Source organism: Isoptericola sp. NPDC056618 (genome assembly GCF_042792715.1).
Lineage (GTDB): Bacteria > Actinomycetota > Actinomycetes > Actinomycetales > Cellulomonadaceae > Isoptericola > Isoptericola nanjingensis.
Genome location: NZ_JBHTVZ010000004.1, coordinates 111,122 through 126,366, shown reverse-complemented (window position 1 = coordinate 126,366; position 15,245 = coordinate 111,122). Strand labels below are relative to the sequence as shown.

At 74.6% G+C, this 15,245-nt stretch carries 16 protein-coding genes and 1 tRNA gene; 6 read left to right on the top strand and 11 right to left on the bottom strand.

Annotation, left to right across the window (positions count from 1 at the left end; all coding sequences use genetic code 11):
- Positions 1-5: 5 nt before the first annotated feature.
- Positions 6-329 (bottom strand): hypothetical protein, encoded by a 324-nt coding sequence (locus ACFQ8T_RS08030; protein ID WP_430546025.1) that lies wholly within the window; start codon positions 327-329, stop codon positions 6-8.
- An 85-nt stretch (positions 330-414) separates the two neighbouring features.
- Positions 415-1,083 (bottom strand): Type 1 glutamine amidotransferase-like domain-containing protein, encoded by a 669-nt coding sequence (locus ACFQ8T_RS08025; protein ID WP_430546024.1) that lies wholly within the window; start codon positions 1,081-1,083, stop codon positions 415-417.
- A gap of 127 nt (positions 1,084-1,210) precedes the next feature.
- Between ACFQ8T_RS08025 and ACFQ8T_RS08020 the strand changes: the two genes are divergently transcribed.
- Positions 1,211-2,056 (top strand): GNAT family N-acetyltransferase, encoded by an 846-nt coding sequence (locus tag ACFQ8T_RS08020; protein ID WP_430546023.1) that lies wholly within the window; start codon positions 1,211-1,213, stop codon positions 2,054-2,056.
- A 101-nt stretch (positions 2,057-2,157) separates the two neighbouring features.
- Here ACFQ8T_RS08020 and ACFQ8T_RS08015 read toward each other — a convergent pair.
- From ACFQ8T_RS08015 to ACFQ8T_RS07995, 5 genes are all read right to left on the bottom strand, one after another.
- Positions 2,158-2,247, bottom strand: a tRNA-Ser gene (locus ACFQ8T_RS08015).
- Positions 2,248-2,396: 149 nt separating this feature from the next.
- The gene (locus ACFQ8T_RS08010; protein ID WP_430546022.1) at positions 2,397-4,205 is read right to left on the bottom strand and encodes a glycosyl hydrolase family 18 protein; all 1,809 of its coding nucleotides are present in this window, start codon (positions 4,203-4,205) and stop codon (positions 2,397-2,399) included.
- A 129-nt stretch (positions 4,206-4,334) separates the two neighbouring features.
- A complete protein-coding gene (locus ACFQ8T_RS08005) occupies positions 4,335-4,781 on the bottom strand; it encodes a DUF6098 family protein (RefSeq protein WP_430546021.1) in 447 nt (148 codons plus the stop codon).
- A 34-nt stretch (positions 4,782-4,815) separates the two neighbouring features.
- Entirely contained in the window at positions 4,816-5,679 is an 864-nt protein-coding gene (locus ACFQ8T_RS08000) for an SDR family oxidoreductase (RefSeq protein ID WP_430546020.1), read from the bottom strand.
- A 56-nt stretch (positions 5,680-5,735) separates the two neighbouring features.
- On the bottom strand, positions 5,736-6,446 hold the full coding sequence (locus ACFQ8T_RS07995; RefSeq protein WP_430546019.1) for a PAS and ANTAR domain-containing protein: 711 nt from the start codon (positions 6,444-6,446) through the stop codon (positions 5,736-5,738).
- Between the two features lie 178 nt (positions 6,447-6,624).
- Here ACFQ8T_RS07995 and ACFQ8T_RS07990 point away from each other — a divergent pair, with 178 nt between their 5' ends.
- The 3 genes from ACFQ8T_RS07990 to ACFQ8T_RS07980 all read left to right on the top strand — a co-directional run bounded on the left by ACFQ8T_RS07990 (position 6,625) and on the right by ACFQ8T_RS07980 (position 9,909).
- Entirely contained in the window at positions 6,625-9,087 is a 2,463-nt protein-coding gene (locus tag ACFQ8T_RS07990; RefSeq protein ID WP_430546018.1) for a molybdopterin oxidoreductase family protein, read from the top strand.
- Entirely contained in the window at positions 9,084-9,626 is a 543-nt protein-coding gene (locus tag ACFQ8T_RS07985) for a hypothetical protein (RefSeq protein WP_430546017.1), read from the top strand. Before ACFQ8T_RS07990 ends, ACFQ8T_RS07985 begins: the two co-directional genes overlap by 4 nt.
- A 100-nt stretch (positions 9,627-9,726) precedes the next feature.
- On the top strand, positions 9,727-9,909 hold the full coding sequence (locus ACFQ8T_RS07980) for a hypothetical protein (RefSeq protein ID WP_430546016.1): 183 nt from the start codon (positions 9,727-9,729) through the stop codon (positions 9,907-9,909).
- Positions 9,910-9,989: 80 nt separating this feature from the next.
- On the opposite strand, the gene ACFQ8T_RS07975 is transcribed toward ACFQ8T_RS07980, so the two are convergent.
- From ACFQ8T_RS07975 to ACFQ8T_RS07965, 3 genes are all read right to left on the bottom strand, one after another.
- A complete protein-coding gene (locus ACFQ8T_RS07975) occupies positions 9,990-10,163 on the bottom strand; it encodes a hypothetical protein (protein ID WP_430546015.1) in 174 nt (57 codons plus the stop codon).
- A gap of 24 nt (positions 10,164-10,187) precedes the next feature.
- Positions 10,188-10,796 carry a flavodoxin family protein gene (locus ACFQ8T_RS07970; protein WP_430546014.1) on the bottom strand — a complete coding sequence of 203 codons (609 nt, stop codon included), beginning with the start codon at positions 10,794-10,796 and terminating at the stop codon, positions 10,188-10,190.
- Positions 10,797-10,881: 85 nt separating this feature from the next.
- Entirely contained in the window at positions 10,882-12,207 is a 1,326-nt protein-coding gene (locus ACFQ8T_RS07965) for a cytochrome P450 (RefSeq protein ID WP_430546013.1), read from the bottom strand.
- 199 nt (positions 12,208-12,406) lie between these two features.
- Here ACFQ8T_RS07965 and ACFQ8T_RS07960 point away from each other — a divergent pair, with 199 nt between their 5' ends.
- The gene (locus ACFQ8T_RS07960; RefSeq protein ID WP_430546012.1) at positions 12,407-12,976 is read left to right on the top strand and encodes a DUF2231 domain-containing protein; all 570 of its coding nucleotides are present in this window, start codon (positions 12,407-12,409) and stop codon (positions 12,974-12,976) included.
- Positions 12,977-12,982: 6 nt separating this feature from the next.
- Here the strand turns inward: ACFQ8T_RS07960 and ACFQ8T_RS07955 are convergent, their stop codons facing one another.
- Positions 12,983-13,645 carry a PAS and ANTAR domain-containing protein gene (locus ACFQ8T_RS07955; protein WP_430546011.1) on the bottom strand — a complete coding sequence of 221 codons (663 nt, stop codon included), beginning with the start codon at positions 13,643-13,645 and terminating at the stop codon, positions 12,983-12,985.
- Positions 13,646-14,031: 386 nt separating this feature from the next.
- On the opposite strand from ACFQ8T_RS07955, the gene ACFQ8T_RS07950 reads away from it, so the two are divergent.
- Complete coding sequence (locus ACFQ8T_RS07950; protein ID WP_430546010.1) at positions 14,032-15,231, top strand: alcohol dehydrogenase catalytic domain-containing protein; 1,200 nt, start codon at positions 14,032-14,034, stop codon at positions 15,229-15,231.
- Positions 15,232-15,245 lie beyond the last annotated feature (14 nt).

Below are 15,245 nucleotides of genomic sequence, written 5' to 3'. Positions count from 1 at the left end.
TCCGGTCAGCGGGGCGCGAGCACCTCGAGCAGCAGCACCCCGACGGTCGCCACCGCCGCGATCGCCACCACCAGGAGGGGCGACCGGCGGCCCCGCAGCAGACCCCTGACCTCCGCGACGACGACCCACACGAACAGCACCGCCGACAGCAGCCGGAACAGCACCGGCACGACCTCCGGCGACTCGACGAGCGTCTGCACGTGCCGCCACCACGTCGTCACGAACAGCCCGGCGAAGCCCGCCTGGATGAGCGCGACGCCGACCACCGCGGCAGCGCGGAGCGGGCTGGGGCCCTGCTCGTCGGGGTATCCGTCGTGGTGCGTCGTCATGCGGTGGTGGTCTCCTGGTGAGGGGCCGATCGGTGCGGGCCGGCCGGTACCCGGCCGCCGGAGGCCAAGGTACAGCGACCGCCGGTCAGGCCAGCTTCCGCCAGGCCCCCTCGGACACGACCTCGACGGCGCCGTCGTCGACCACGAACGCCGTCTCGTCGTCGACGGCGTAGGCGGGGCCGCCGAGTGCCGCCGCCCAGCGCTCGGCCGCGGCCTCCGTGTTGTCGGGCAGGTCGGGGTGGCCGAGGTGCGGGAACATCGAGAAGTCGACGACGCCGAGCGTGGCGGCGTCCTCGCCGTCCGGCGGCAACCAGCCGACGAACTCCTCCCCGAGGGCCGGCGTCATGACCATGCTCCCGCCGCTCATCCCGACCCACACGGCGTCGTCCAGCGTGGGCAGCAGGTCTGCCAGGCCCGAGCGGCGCATCCAGTAGGCGAGGTAGCCGGCGTCGCCGCCCGCGGCCAGCAGGACGTCGGTCTCCCGCACCAGGGGCACCCAGCGCTCCTCGGGGATGCTCGGCAGCGCGGTCAGCTCGAGCACGCCGACCGACTTCCAGCCGAGGCCGGTCATGTGGTCCGTGGTGCCGGTGATGAAGTTCCACGCGTTCCGCCCCGGGCCCACCCACGGGTGCCCGTACAGCGCGGTCGGGATGGCGAGGGCGGTGCAGTCCGCGACCGGTCGCGGGAGCAGGTCCTCCAGCGCGCCGCGGATCGTCGCGTTCCGCACGCCTGCGGACGTCAGCAGCAGCTTCATCGTGTGCCCCTCGGGTCGGCGGTCTCCCGTGCAGACGGCGCAGCCGCAGCGGACTCATCGGCTCGAGGCCGCACGGCGGGCGGGTATTTGCCGTGACCGCCGCACGGCGAACGCCCACGATGGGCGCATGCCGCTGCCCACCCCGACGCTGACCACCGACCGGCTGCGGCTGCGGCCGGTCGCCGACGACGATGCCGACGCCCTGTTCGCGATGCACAGCGACGCCCACGTGCTGCGCTACTGGGACTCCCCGCCGTGGACCGACCGGGCGCGCGCCGACCGTTTCGTCGCCGTGTCCCGCAGGCTCGAGGAGGAAGGGACCGGCGCGCGCGTCGCCATCGACCGCGCCTCCGACGGCGCCTTCGTCGGCTGGTGCGGCCTGTTCGAGTGGAACCCCGACTTCCGCTCCGCGACGTTGGGCTACTGCCTCGGCGAGCAGATGTGGGGCCACGGCTACGCGACCGAGGCAGCGCGCGCCCTGCTGGGATGGGCCTTCGACACGCTGCCTCTCAACCGCGTGCAGTCCGAGACCGACACCCGCAACGCGGCGTCCGCCCGCATCCTGGAAAAGCTGGGGTTCGTGCACGAAGGGACGTTGCGCGAGGACTGCGTCGTCAACGGCGACGTCTCCGACTCCTGGGTGTTCGGGCTGCTCCGGCGGGACTGGGACGCGCTCGACCAGGCGGAGGCACGGGTGAAGTCTTCTCCGGCGCCCCGTCCGAGGTCTGGCCGTCCCCTACGGTCGCCGGATGAGGACTCGCTCGTCGACCGTGATGCTGGTCGGCGGCACGTCGCTGGCCATGGTCGGAGCGGTGGTGTCCGTGATCTACTTCCTGCAGCCGTGGCGGACCTGCCCGGACGAGGACTCGTCGGCCGGCTGCGCGATGCTTCCCCTCGATGCGTCGATCATGAGCGCACCGATGGTCGTGACCCTGTTCGCGACGGCGGTCGCCATCACAGGAGCCGCGAGTAAGAAACGCATCATGCACTGAGTGCGAGTCCACTCCCGAGGCGCGGTGCGGGAACGACGAAGGACCCCACCGCCGCAGAATTTCGCGGGTGGGGCCCTTCGGGTGGCGGTAGCGGTGGGATTTGAACCCACGGTGGACTTTCACCCACACACGCTTTCGAGGCGTGCTCCTTAGGCCGCTCGGACACGCTACCTCGCCGGACGAACCGGCCCACCGAGGATACCCAATGGATCGGCAGACCCGAAATCCGGTGTCCGGGGCCGCCCGGTAGTGCCTCCCGTCCTCCGGTCGTGCGCGGCGCGCACTACCTGGCGACGGGAGGCACTACCTCGCGCGGAGACGTCAGACGCAGGGCGCCCCGGCGTCCCAGGAACCCTTGACGTCGCTGCCGGGCAGCTCGCCGCGGGTCCACCACTGGGCGGTGTGGTTCACGCCGGCCCGGGAGACGACGTCGCCGGTGGAGTACGTCTTGGCCGCGTCGAACGCCGGGCCGCAGTCCTCGGAGACGACGGGGTGGTCGCCGTGCTCGCCGACGACCTTCCACGGGTCCTTCGTGGCCGCCACCGACGTGGGCGCGACGCCGCGCGTCCACCACTTCGCGGCGTACTCGACGCCGTCGTGCGAGACGACGTCGCCGGTCCGGTAGACGCCCGTCGGGTACCAGGGGGCGGCGCCGTCGCTCTCGACGAGGGGGCCGGGCGTCGCGGCCTGGAAGGTGCGCACCAGCGCGGAGCTGAGGTCGCGGTCGGCGTCGCCGGCGATGTCCCACAGGTAGGCGCCGCCGAAGCCGTTCTCGGCGAGCCACTCGGCCTTGGCGGTCACGGAGCGCGGGGTGTCGAGCGTCCACCACTCGTCGCCGTTGTAGTAGTAGCTCTGCCCGGCCTGCTCGTCGAAGTGCTCGGTGAAGCCGCCCTCGGCGAACCGGTCCTGCAGCTGCGCGGAGTACGTGAACGGCAGCGAGCCGCCGCTGGCGGGCGCGCCGGGCGTCGGGTCGTCGACGCCCTTCCACCCGTACCCGTACGCGGCCAGGCCGAGCACGAGCTGGTCGCCGCGGTACCCGGCGTTCTTGTAGGCGTTCATGAGTCCGTCGGCGGCGAGGCCCCAGTTGGCCGACTGGCTCGGGTCCCCGTACGACGGGTACTCGTGCAGGTTGCCCTGGTGGCCGGTGCTGCCCGCCTGCCACGGCCCCACGTAGTCGTAGCCCTGGATGTTGAGGAAGTCGACGACGGCGGCGAGCCGCGGGTCGACCCACCCGCCCTCGGTGCGGCCCGCCCACGACGCCGGGGCGAAGCCGGTGATGAGGTAGTCCTCCCCGGTGGTGGCGGCGCGCGCGTCGAGCTCGGCGCGCAGCAGCTCCGCGAAGGCCAGGAAGTTCTCCTTGTCCGCGTCCGGGTGGTCGCTCGGGTGCTCCCCGCCGACGACCGGCCACTCCCAGTCGATGTCGAACCCGTCGAAGATGCCGGCCGCGGCGCCGTCGCCGCCCTTGACGCCGTGCTCCGGGTCGTCGACCACGGGCAGGTTCCCGTCGAGGTACAGGTCGATGCACGAGTCGACGAGCCGCTGCCGGCTCTCCGGGCTGCTCACCGCCTCCGAGAAGTTGTCCGACCAGGTCCAGCCGCCCAGGGAGATGAGCACCTTGAGGCCGGGGTTCTCCGCCTTGAGCTTCTTCAGCTGGTTGAAGTTGCCCGCCAGCGCCTGGTCCGCGCCGTCGGCCACGCCGTCCACGGCCTGGCCGGCACCCTTGAGCTGCACGTAGTCGTTCAGCGGGTCGCCCTCCATGTGCCCCTCGGGCAGCCCGGTCTCGGGGTCGATCGCCCCCTCGTCCGGGTCGACGCGGTCGGTGATGTCGCAGACCAGGTCCGTCGTGACGTTGCCGAAGGCGTAGTTGAGGTGGGTGAGGTCCTCGACCGCCCCGGAGCGCTGGAGGTCGGCGACCTCGAACCCGACGTCCTGCGGGCCCCAGCCCGGGAAGTACGCGGGGGTCTTGAAGCCGTTGACGCCGTCGTCGTCGTGCACGGACGCGGCGCCGGGCAGGGGCGGGGTCGACGGCGCGGGGGCGGCGGAGGCCTCGCCGGCGGTCAGCCCGACGACGGCGGCGGCCGCGGCGAGCGTGAGGGCGCCGTGGCGGCGCGGGGACGGTCGGTGTCTCATCGGGAGCCTCGTTGCTTCCTCCGGGCGCACCCGGATCAGGATTTGTTCGGGCTCCTGCACAATAGCGTGGACGGCGCGGGGTGACCAGGCCTCGCTCAGCTCGTCCCCAGGTCAGACCGGGTGGGCGGGTCAGGTGCCGTCGTTGCCCGGGTCGAAGACGCGCGCATAGAGCTCCGCCGCCTCGTCCACGACGGCGCGGTCGATCGACGCGACCGGCACGGCGGCGACCAGCAGCGGCTCGCAGTCCGGCCCGCGCCCGGCGACCTCGCCCGTGAGCGCCCACGGGAACCGCTGCGGCGTCATGAGGTGCGCGTACTGGCACAGCTGCCGCGCCACCCAGTGCTCCACGGGTCGGCCCCACCACGGCTCCGGGTCCAGCGGGTTCACGCTCAGGCCCGGCAGCAGGCACCCGCTCTCGTGGTCGCGGCTCTCGGTGCCTGCGTCGGCCACCGGCCCGGCGCTGAACCGGACGTACAGCGGCGTCGCGACGGCGAGCAGCTCGACGACGTCCCCCAGCGACCGCAGCCGGGGGACGTCATCGAGCGTGACCGGGCCGTCCGGCACGTGCAGCGCCACACCGCCACCTCTCCGTCAGCCCAGGTCAGAGCACTCAGAACACCGGCTTGCCGCCCGTGACGCCGACGACCGTCGCCGAGACGTAGCTCGCGTCCCTCGGGGAGGCGAGGAACACGAACGCCGGCGCCACCTCGGCCGGCTGCCCGGCGCGGCCGAGCGGTGTGTCCTGGCCGAACTTCTGCACCTTCTCCTCCGGCTGCGTGGCCGGCTGCAGCGGGGTCCAGATCGGGCCGGGGGCGACGGCGTTCACGCGGATCCCGCGCGCCCCGAGCTCGCCGGCGAGGTTCACCGTGAGGTTGTTGATCGCCGCCTTGGTCGACGCGTAGTCGAGCAGTGACGACGACGGTTCGTACGCCTGGATCGACGAGTTGTTGACGATGCTCGACCCCTCGCCCAGGTGCTTGAGCGCCGCCTGTGTGACCCACAGCAGCGCGTACAGGTTGGTCTTCATCACCCGGTCGATCTCGTCGGTGGTGATGTCCTCCACGGAGTCGCGCCGCGCCATCTGGAAGCCGGCGTTGTTCACGAGGACGTCGAGCCCGCCGAGCTCGGCGACCGCCCGGTCGGGCAGGCCGCGCGCCGTCGTCTCGTCGGTGAGGTCGCCCGGCAGCAGCGCGGCCTTCCGCCCCGCCTCGCGCACCCAGCGCGCGGTCTCCTGCGCGTCCTCTTCCTCCTCGGGCAGGTACCCGATCGCGACGTCGGCGCCCTCGCGCGCGAACGCGATCGCCACGGCGCGCCCGATCCCGGAGTCACCGCCGGTCACCAGGGCGCGCAGCCCGTCGAGCCGGCCGGAGCCGCGGTAGCTCTGCTCCCCGTGGTCGGGGGTCGGGGTCATCGCGCCGGTCAGTCCCGGCGGCTCCTGCTGCTGGGCGGGGAACGACTGCTGGTCGTCGGCCATGCTGTCCTCCTCGGGTCGTGGGTCGGCTGTGGGGTCCGTGGTCGCGCGGCCCGGCGTCACGCGGCACGACGGCGCGCGAGCTGCGCCTCGTGCACGTGCGGCCGCTTGGCGGGCTGCACGGCGGCGAGGGCCTCGCGGACGCCCTGCTTGGCGAGACGGCCGAAGCCCTCGCCCGCGGCGAGCTGCGCCATCATCTGGGTGGCCGCCTCGCGCAGCGTGGCGCCCGTGGCGCCCGCCGCCTCGGTGAGCATGCTCTCCGCCGCGTCCTCGTCCACGCCGTGCACGGCCATCAGCACGCCCTTGGCGCGCTCGATCGAGGCGGCGGAGACGAAGGCGCTGTCGAGGGCCCGACGCACGTCGCGCTGCACCGCCTCGCGCTGCACCGGCGTGACGTCGACGACGTAGCCCGCCACCTCGGGCGGGCCGTCGCCGCGGGAGCGCCGCGCCTGCGCCGTGACCAGCAGGGTCCGCGTGCGGCCGTGCGCGTCGACGACGCGCCGCGCCGTCACGACCGGCCCGCCGGAACCGAGCGCGCGGGCGGCGTCGTGCACCACGCGGTCACGGTCGTCCGGGTGCAGCTTGGCCTCGAGCGTCTCCGGTCCGGGCTCGAGCGCCCCGGGCTGGTGGCCGAGCATCGTGTCGACCTCGTCGGACCACCACCACCGCCCCGTCCCTGCCTCGGCCCGGTAGGAGCCGGTGAGCAGGTGGGTCCCGACCGCGAGCGCGGAGACGAGGTGGTCGGTGTCGGCGGGAGTTGTCGTCGTCATCGTGACCTCCGGTGAGGGGAGGATCGGTGCCGCTTCCTGACGCCGGGACCTTCACGCTAGCGCGGCCGATCCGGGTCGGCCACCGGGATGCCCGACCGGCGACGCTCGCCCTCCGGGGCTAGCGTCGAGAGGGCCGGTCAAAGCGCGGCCGGCCGTCCTCGACGCGAGAGGAGGCCCCGTGGTCTCCATCGACCGGGTGGCGGAGCCCTGGGGCGCGCGCACCCCGTACGGTCCTGGCGAGACGTGGCCCACGCGGGTCGACACGTTCCTCGCCGACGACCTCGACCCGCGCGACGTCGACCGCTGGGTCCCGTCTGCGACGGTGCTGCACTCCAACGGCGACGCGCTCGACATCGCCGTGAAGGACGGGCGGATGGTGGGCGTGCGGGGTCGCGCCGGCGACCGGGTCAACCATGGGCGGCTGGGCCCCAAGGACCTCTACGGCTGGCAGGCGAACGCCTCCCCCGACCGCCTCACCCGCCCGCTCGTGCGCCACGACGGGCGCCTCGTCGAGACCTCGTGGGACGACGCCATGGGGCGCGTCGTGGCGCGCACGCGCGAGCTGCTCGACGAGCAGGGGCCGAGCGCGCTCGGCTTCTACACGTCGGGCCAGCTCTTCCTCGAGGAGTACTACACGCTCGCGCTGGTGGCCCACGCCGGGCTGCGCACCAACCACGTGGACGGCAACACCCGGCTGTGCACGGCGACGGCCGCCGAGGCGCTCAAGGAGTCGTTCGGCTGCGACGGCCAGCCCGGCTCCTACGCCGACGTCGACCACGCCGACGCGATCGCGCTCTTCGGGCACAACGTGGCCGAGACGCAGACCGTGCTGTGGACGCGCATGCTCGACCGGCTCGCCGGGCCGCGGCCCCCGGCGCTGCTCTGCGTCGACCCGCGGGCGACACCGGTCGCGCGGGCCGCCACGGTGCACCTCGCCCCCCGCCCGGGCACCAACGTGGCGTTGCTGAACGGCCTGCTGCACGAGGTCCTGGCGCACGGCTGGGTGGACGACGAGTACGTCGAGGCGCACACGGTGGGGTTCGCGGAGCTGGAGAAGCGGGTGGCGGCGTACCCGCCAGACGTCGTCGCGCGGATCTGCGACGTGCCGGAGCCCGACCTGCGCGCTGCGGCCGAGCTGGTGGGCACGGCGGAACGCCTGCTCTCGACCGTGCTCCAGGGGTTCTACCAGTCGCACCAGGCGACGGCGGCGGCCGTGCAGGTGAACAACCTGCACCTGGTGCGCGGGATGCTCGGCCGGCCGGGCGCGGGGGTGCTGCAGATGAACGGGCAGCCCACCGCGGAGAACACGCGCGAGTGCGGCGCGGACGGAGACCTGGCGGGCTTCCGCAACTGGGCGAACGACGCGCACGTCGCCGACCTCGCGCGGGTGTGGAACGTGGACCCGGACGACATCCCGCACTACTCCCCGCCCACGCACCTCATGCAGATGCTGCGGTACGCCGAGCAGGGCTCGCTGCGGCTGCTGTGGGTGCAGGCGACCAACCCGGCGGTCTCGCTGCCCGAGCTGGCCCGGGTGCGCTCGGTGCTCTCCCAGGAGCGCCTCTTCCTGGTGGTGCAGGACATCTTCCTGTCCGAGACGGCGGAGCTGGCCGACGTCGTGCTGCCCGCCGCCGCCTGGGGCGAGAAGACGGGGACGTTCACCAACGCGGACCGCACCGTGCACCTGTCCGAGCGCGCGGTGGACCCGCCGGGGGAGGCGCGGTCGGACCTCGACATCTTCCTCGACCTGGCCCGCAGCCTGGACCTGCGGGACAAGGACGGCGGCCCGCTGGTCCACTGGACCGACCCCGAGGGTGCGTTCGAGGCGTGGAAGAAGTGCTCCCGCGGCCGGCTCTGCGACTACAGCGGCCTCGACTACGCGCAGCTCCGCGAGGGCGGCGTGCAGTGGCCCTGCACGGCGGACGCGCCGCACGGCACGGAGCGGCTGTACGCGGACGGCGCGTTCTGGGCCGCGCCGGACACGTGCGAGAGCTACGGGCGCGACCTCGTCACCGGCGCCCCCGTGGAGCCCACCGAGTACCGCGCGCTGAACCCCGACGGCAGGGCCGTCATCAAGGCGGCCGAGTACCTGCCGCCGCACGAGGGACCGAGCGCGGACTTCCCACTGCAGCTCATCACCGGCCACACGCTCTACCACTTCCACACCCGGACGAAGACCGGGCGGGTGCCCCAGCTGCGCGACGCCGCCCCCGACGTGTGGGTCGAGCTCAGCCCCGCCGACGCGGGGACGCTGGGCCTCGAGGAGGGCGACGTCGCCGCGCTCACGACGCCGCGCGGCGGGATCGAGGCGCGCGTGCGGGTCGGCGGCGTCAGGCGTGGCGTCGCCTTCGTCCCGTTCCACTACGGGTCCTGGGACACGGGCCCGCAGCCGGACGGGTCGACGGGCCGTGCCGCGAACGAGCTCACGCCCACGGACTGGGACCCCGCCTCCAAGCAGCCCCTCTTCAAGGCCGGGGTGGTCGCCGTGCGGAAGGTGCGCGACGGCGAGGGGCCCGCACCGGCGCCGACCACGACCGGCTCCGCGCCCGTGTCCGGGCGCGTCCCGCCCACCGTCGGCGGCGACCGGGCCCTGAGCGACGAGAGCCTCCCCGGCGGGACCGCGGACGGGAGCACACCATGAGGATCGGTAGCGCCCTGCGCGACCTGGAACGGTCGGAACGTGGTCTGACCCGCGGCCTGGAGCGCCTCGCGGAACGCCATCCCGCCGAGCACGAGGTGGTCCACGTCGGCCGCGACCTCGCGGCCTGGTCACGCGCCCACGCCCTCGACGTGGCGGCTGCGGCGCGACGGTACGAGGACGCTCAGGACGAGAGCGACGAGCCCGGCGCGGGCCTGGGCCGCGAGCTCGGCGCGGCGCTCGGCGGTGCGCTCGACGACCCGCTCGGCGACCCGCTCGGCGACGCGGCCGCCCGGGCCGACGTCGGCGAGCCCGAGAGCGCCGAGACGGACGGCCTGGAGCTCCTGCACGACCTGCGCCAGGTGGCGATGCACGCCTACGGCGTCTCCACCGAGTGGGAGATGGTGGCGCAGGCCGCGCAGGCGGTGCGCGACCAGGACCTGCTGGCGCTGTGCCAGCGCTGCCACCCGGGCACGCTGCGCCAGCTCCGGTGGGCGAACGCGACGATCAAGGTGCTCTCCACGCAGGCGCTGACCTCGTGACCGCGCACCTCGCGTGCGGGCGGCGCCCGCACGTGCCACGGTGCCCGGAGAGCCGCGCGGTCCAGCCCCGGCCGCCGTGCTCCGGCGACAGGAGACGACCATGACGGACCAGCCCGGCTACGACCCTGCCGAGGACCCGGACGCCGACCCCGACCAGCTCAACCCCCGGACCGGCGGGTCCGCGGGCGAGGACGCCGGCCACGAGGACCCCCGGCAGGACCCGGACGCCGACCCTGACCAGCTGAACCCCCGGACCGGCGGGCAGGCCGGCCCGGAGTCCTGACCGGGCCGGCGCCGCTCACCGGTGCCGCTGCCCACGGCCGGTCACCACGGCCGGTCACGACTGCCGGTCACGACTGCCGGTCACCCGGCGTCGAAGCGGTCCTCGCCGTCCTCGTCGGGGTCGTCCTTCGGCTTCTCGCCGGGGACGGCCCCGACGTCGGCGGCCTCGCCGTCGTGCGCCGCCCGCTCGCGCTCGGCCTGGTGTCGCGGGTCGTCCTCGTCGGCGCGGCGTCGCTCGGTGGGGTGTTCGCTCACGGTGTCTCCTCTTTCTCTCGGTTCTCAGCTCTCGGGGAACGGGCGCACGGGCAGCGACCGCAGGGCGGTGGCCACGGCGTGCAGGTTGTGGGCCATGAGCCGTCCGGTGCGGTGGGACCACTCGTGGCCGTGCTCGGTGTCGGGGTAGTCGGGCCCCGGTCCCGGGCCCTGGTTCCAGTACGTCCACGCCTGCCCGGGGATCGTGTAGCCGAGGTCGGCCAGGGCACCGCCGATCTCCGAGATCACGTGGTGCGCGCCGTCCTCGTTTCCGGTGACGACGACGCCGGCCACACGGTTGTAGGCCACCGGCGTGCCGTCGTCCGCGGTCTCGGACAGCATCGCGTCCATCCGCTCGAGCATGCGCTGCGCGACCGACGACGGCCGGCCCAGCCAGGTCGGGGTCACGACCACGAGGATCTCGGACTCCAGCAGCCGGTCGTGCACCGGGGGCCACTCGTCCCCGTCGCCGAGGTCGGTGACCACGCCGGGCGGGACGTCGAGGTCGACCAGGCGCACGTGCCCGACGTCGACGCCACGCTCCTCCAGGGCCTCGGCCACGACCCGGGCCAGCAGCTCGGTGTTCGAGGGCTCGGGGGACCGCTTGAGCGTGCAGCTGACGAACAAGGCCTTCATCGCGCTCCCCGTACCTCCCGTGGCGGCGGCCGCTCCTGGACCCCGCGCCAACGTAACGCGGGGCGCTCCTCCCCACCCGCCGGCCTCACCGCACCCCCGCGGCGGCGGGGACGACGAACCGCAGCCCGAGGTGGTCGACCGTGCACGGGAGAGGGTCGTGGGCGAGGTACCGCCCACGCTCGACGTCGAGGCCGAGGCCCGCGAGCCGCGCGAGCAGGTGCGACGCGACGAGGAGCACCACGTTGCGGCCCGGGCACGCCGCGGGGCCGCCGCTGAACGGCACGATGCCCCAGTCCGCGTCCGCCCTGCCGTCCCACCACGCCTCCGGCGCGAAGTCGTCGGCGAACGTCAGCCGGTCGGCGTCCCGGTGGAAGAACCCGCTCACGACGACGAGCCCCGTGCCTGCCGGCACGGCGGTCCCGCCCCAGTCGGTGTCCCGCACCGCGTCGCGCAGCACGGCGAACGTCGTCGGCCACAGCCGCACCGCCTCGAGCAGGCAGGCCCGGCCGTACGGCAGCAGCGCCGCCGGCTCGCCGTGGTCGGCCGCCAGCTCGTCCACCAGGCGGCCCCGGACGTCGTCGCGCGCGGAGGCGACGGCGAGCGCGCGCAGCGTGGTCGCGCCCGCGGCGTCGAAGGCGAAGAGCCAGTGCGGCACCTGCCCCGGCGCCTCGTCACGGTCGGCGTCGCGCGCCCGCCCCGCGAGGGACGACGACGGCGCCCGCGCCACGTGCTCGGCGACGCGCCGCTCCAGCTCGGACCGCAACCACGGCCGCCGCGGGCGGAACCACGACCAGTTGCCGTCGCGCCGCAGCGCGTTCAGGAGGTCCACGACCCGCAGGTCGTCCCGGGCCCGCGCCCCGAACGTCACCTCCAGGACGAGCCGCCACCACGTGTCGGCGAAGGTGTCCGCGTCGAGGGCGCCCGCGGCGTCGAGCTTCCGGCCGAGCTCCTCGGTCGCGCGTTCGACCGCCACGACGACGGCGGCACCGTCGTCGTGCACCGCGTGCGCGGCGTCGAGCGCCGCCTCGTTGAGAGGCCGTCGACGCCGGCGGTCCTCCCGCCCCGAGATCAGCAGCGCGCGCGGCTGGAAGTGCGCCAGCGCGCCCCGCTTCTCGTTCGACGCGGCCGTGAACGGGTCGGGCGTGCCCTCCAGCAGGCGCCGGACGTCGTCCGGCGCGGTGACCACGACGAGGCGGCGGGGCCCGAGCCGCAGCGCCAGGGGCGCACCGTCGTAGCGGTCGCGCAGGCCACCGAGCACCCGCCGGGCCTCGCGGTCGGTCTGCCGCCGTTCCGCCCAGGCGGTCAGCCGGGGTCGGCGCACGATCGCGCCCTGCGCGACCAGCGGCACGAGCACGGAGCGCAGCACGCGCGCCGTCTCGAGCGCGGAGAGCTCGACGGGGGCACGGGACACGACGGACCTCCAGCAGGTCGGCGGACGCCACGGCTCGACGCGTCGTCCCAGCCTCGGACGGTCCGGCGTGCCCCGCACCCGGACCTGCGACGGCGAGCACCCGGCGCCCGTCCTACGGTCGAGGGACGGCGTCGAGGAGGGGCGCCCGGCCGACGCACACGACCGACCCGGACCGCCGACGTCGTCCCGAGGAGGCACGATGCCCGCCCACCAGCCCGCGGACCCGCCCACCGACCGACCGCTGCCGCGCCTCGCCGCCGAGCTCGAGCGCGCGGAGCGCCTCGACCCTCTGGCGGGCCTGTACGACCGGATCTCGCGCACCGCCGTGCCCTCGCCGGGCCGGGTGCGCGACGAGCTCCGCGGCCGCTCCGTCGGCCATCCCGTGCACAGCGTGCTCACCGACCTGCCGATCGGGCTGTGGGCGAGCGCGGTCGCCCTCGACCTCACCCGCCCGAGCGGCCATGCGGACGCCGCCCGCCGTCTGGTCGGCCTGGGGCTGCTCGCCGCGCCGCCGACGGCCCTCACGGGGCTGGCGGACTACCGCGCGCTGAGCGTGTCCGCGCGCCGGGTCGCCGCCGTGCACGCGACGTGCAACGGCGTCGGCACCCTGCTGGCGCTCGCCTCGTGGTGTGCCCGGCGTCGCGGCCGCACCGGGCTCGGCACGCTGCTCAGCCTGGCCGGCATGGGCGCGGTCGGCGCGGGCGGGTACCTCGGGGGCCACGTCGCGCAGGCGATGCGGGAACCCCGGCACGTCCCCGGGACCCGCTGAGCGCGGCTACCGCGTGCGGCGCTCCGAGCGGTTCTGGAGCAGGTCGGCCATCGTCTCGGCGACCTGACGCATGTCGCCGTTGCCGTCGGCCGCGAGCTCGACGATCCGCGCCGAGATGTCGCGGAGCGGCAGGTTGGAATGGTTCGAGGCCTCCCGGAGCCACTCGAACGCGCCCTCGAGGTCCGTGCGGAGCGCGCACATGACGACGCCCTTGGCCTGCTCGATCGTCGCGCGGTTGGCTGCGGACGCCCGGATGCTCGCCGTCGCCCGCACGTCGGCGATGCGCGCGACCGCGGGGGTAACGTCGGTGAAGTAGCCGACCAGCTCGCAGACGGCGCCCGTGGCGTTCGTGCGCCCCACCCCCACGACGGCGAGAGTCCGCTCGTCACCGTGGGCGTCCATGATCCGGTGCACGCTGCTGAACGGCTCGCCGGTGGTGCAGGCACGTCGCAGCACCTGGCTCACGCGGTCCCGGTCGTCGGGGTGCTTGTGCGCCAGGATGAGCGAGGTGGTGGGGACGACGTCGCCCGGCTCGAAGCCGTGGATGCGGTACGTCTCGTCCGACCACCACCACCGCCCCGTGGCGAGGTCGTGCCTGTACCGGCCCACCGGATGGCTGGTGCCGAGGGCCAGGGTGCCCTCGATGTCCCATGAGGTGATGTCGGTCATGTAGATCCTCCCGTCGTGGCGGATCGCGCCGCTGGAGATCGAGCCGCCTCATGACTCCCCATGACCGTAGCCCGCTTCCGTGCGGGTGAACAGCGCGGGTGCCGCGGACGACGCCCCGCCGGGTGGCGACCATGTCCGCGGAACGTGCACCATCGACGGTGCGGGGACCGTCCGCGGTCACCGCGGGCCGGATGTCCAGCAGCGCGGCACCCGGTTCCCCTGATCACGAGCCCGCGGTCGGTGACGATCCTGCTGGGCCCGCGGTCTGGCGGCGGGGCCGAGATCATGCCGACGGGTGAGCAGCCGGCCCCGGTGGTTCACTGGGCGGGTCGGTGCAGCAGCTCGCCGGCCGAGGGGCCTGGGCCCCACGGCGGAAGGAAGCAGCGGTGCGCGCACTGACCTGGCAGGGCAAGGAGCACGTCAGCGTCGAGGACGTCCCGGACCCTCGCATCCAAGAGCCGACGGACGCCGTCGTCCGCGTGACCTCCACCGCGATCTGCGGCTCCGACCTGCACCTGTACGGCGTGCTCGGGATGTTCCTCGACGCCGGTGACGTGCTGGGGCACGAGGCGATGGGCGTCGTCGAGGAGGTCGGGGACGACGTCGGGCACCTCGCCGTCGGCGACCGTGTCGTCGTGCCGTTCGGCATCGCCTGCGGGCGCTGCTGGATGTGCGAGCGCGGCCTGCAGAGCCAGTGCGAGACGACGCAGGTCCGCGACCAGGGCAAGGGCGCGGCCCTCTTCGGGTACACGCGGCTCTACGGCCAGGTGCCGGGCGGGCAGGCGCAGTACCTGCGCGTGCCGCAGGCCCACTACGGCCCGGTCGTGGTGCCGGACGACGGCACGCCCGACGAGCGCTGGCTGTACCTGTCCGACGTCCTGCCCACCGCGTGGCAGGCGGTGGAGTACGCGGACGTGCCGGAGGGCGGCAGCGTCGTCGTGCTGGGGCTCGGGCCCATCGGCCAGATGGCGGCCCGCGTCGCCCTGCACCGCGGGGCCGGCACGGTGGTCGGCGTCGACCCGGTGCCCGCACGGCGCCTCATGGCGCAGCGGCACGGCGTCATCACGTTCGACCCGGGAGAGCGCGGCGTCCGCACGGCCGTGCGCGACCTGACCGACGGACGCGGGCCCGACGCGGTGATCGACGCCGTCGGGATGGAGGCGCACGGCTCACCGCTGGCCGAGACGACGCAGAAGCTCGTGGGCCTGCTGCCCGACGTCCTCGCCGCTCCGCTGACGGAGAAGGGCGGCGCCGACCGGCTCGCCGCGCTCCTCGCCGCGTGCGCGCTGGTGCGGCGCGGCGGCACGGTGTCGCTGTCGGGCGTCTACGGCGGCGCCAAGGACCCGCTGCCGCTGATGCAGATCTTCGACAAGCAGCTCACGATCCGTACGGGCCAGGCGAACGTGCGGCGCTGGACCGACGACCTGCTGCCCCTCGCCGCCGACCCCGCCGACCCGCTCGGCGTGCTCGACCTGCGCACGCACCGTCTCCCGCTCGAGGAGGCGCCGGAGGCGTACCGCGCCTTCCAGCGCAAGGAGGACGGCTGCATCAAGGTCGTGCTGGACCCCTGGGCCGACGCCGCGTAGGGAGGCGCCGCGAA

What these genes read in the sequence shown, in the direction of transcription:
- ACFQ8T_RS08020 (WP_430546023.1), top strand. Translation starts at nt 1,211, where the DNA reads ATGCCGCTGCCCACCCCGACGCTGACCACCGACCGGCTGCGGCTGCGG.
- ACFQ8T_RS07960 (WP_430546012.1), top strand. Translation starts at nt 12,407, where the DNA reads ATGCCCGCCCACCAGCCCGCGGACCCGCCCACCGACCGACCGCTGCCG.
- ACFQ8T_RS08010 (WP_430546022.1), bottom strand. Translation starts at nt 4,205, where the DNA reads ATGAGACACCGACCGTCCCCGCGCCGCCACGGCGCCCTCACGCTCGCC.
- ACFQ8T_RS07980 (WP_430546016.1), top strand. Translation starts at nt 9,727, where the DNA reads ATGACGGACCAGCCCGGCTACGACCCTGCCGAGGACCCGGACGCCGAC.
- ACFQ8T_RS07985 (WP_430546017.1), top strand. Translation starts at nt 9,084, where the DNA reads ATGAGGATCGGTAGCGCCCTGCGCGACCTGGAACGGTCGGAACGTGGT.
- ACFQ8T_RS07955 (WP_430546011.1), bottom strand. Translation starts at nt 13,645, where the DNA reads ATGACCGACATCACCTCATGGGACATCGAGGGCACCCTGGCCCTCGGC.
- ACFQ8T_RS08025 (WP_430546024.1), bottom strand. Translation starts at nt 1,083, where the DNA reads ATGAAGCTGCTGCTGACGTCCGCAGGCGTGCGGAACGCGACGATCCGC.
- ACFQ8T_RS08030 (WP_430546025.1), bottom strand. Translation starts at nt 329, where the DNA reads ATGACGACGCACCACGACGGATACCCCGACGAGCAGGGCCCCAGCCCG.
- ACFQ8T_RS07995 (WP_430546019.1), bottom strand. Translation starts at nt 6,446, where the DNA reads ATGACGACGACAACTCCCGCCGACACCGACCACCTCGTCTCCGCGCTC.
- ACFQ8T_RS08000 (WP_430546020.1), bottom strand. Translation starts at nt 5,679, where the DNA reads ATGGCCGACGACCAGCAGTCGTTCCCCGCCCAGCAGCAGGAGCCGCCG.
- ACFQ8T_RS07970 (WP_430546014.1), bottom strand. Translation starts at nt 10,796, where the DNA reads ATGAAGGCCTTGTTCGTCAGCTGCACGCTCAAGCGGTCCCCCGAGCCC.